We start from the raw sequence: 676 nt of genomic DNA, 5'->3' as shown, positions 1-676 counted from the left end.
GGCGCACGGGTAGTGAAAACAGAATAACGTTTCCACATAACTTTTTCATCGTCTTACCGCAGGTGCCTCGGTTATAATGGCGGCATGGGTTAGCCGGCTGGCCTTCCGATTCAAAAGGAGGCTACTAACCGATGGATGAAGCGACAAGAGAAAAAATAGCGTTATTTCGCTACGGGCTCATTGCGCCGCTCCTACATGATCAGGTTGATCGGGAGGCTTATTTAGCGGAGCAATCAGCCAAAAAACATGAAGTGCCGCATTACGGGGAAAAGAGATATGCGCCAAAGACGATTCTAGAGTGGCATCTGCTCTACCGCCGACACGGATTTGATGGTTTAAAACCAGGCCACCGTTCGGACCGGGGCCAGCTGCGCACCCTGTCGCAGGACCAGCAGGACTATGTGCTGGCAGAGCGGAAAGAGAAGCTTTGGATGCCTGTTACCGTCTTCTATGACCAACTGATTGAACAAGGGGATATCTTCCCAAAACAAGTCTCATACTCGACGATTCACCGTTTCCTGAAGAAGAATGGTCTTCTGGGAAAGGAAATGCCGAATACGCCTGAACGCAAACGGTTTCTGGCAGACGGACATGTCGGAGGGGCCGCGTCTGCGTATTGACGGCAAAACGGTCAGAACCCACCTCATCGCATTCATTGATGATTGCAGCAGGCTGG

At 51.5% G+C, this 676-nt stretch carries 1 pseudogene; it reads left to right on the top strand.

The features are described from left to right. Window positions 1–131: 131 nt before the first annotated feature. Window positions 132–676 (top strand): annotated as a pseudogene (locus tag VF724_RS21300) (transposase family protein); the annotation flags it as partial.

This window comes from Ferviditalea candida (assembly GCF_035282765.1).
Taxonomy (GTDB): domain Bacteria; phylum Bacillota; class Bacilli; order Paenibacillales; family KCTC-25726; genus Ferviditalea; species Ferviditalea candida.
The sequence above is the reverse complement of the archived record's forward strand: the minus strand, read 5'-3'. Positions and strand labels throughout refer to the sequence as shown.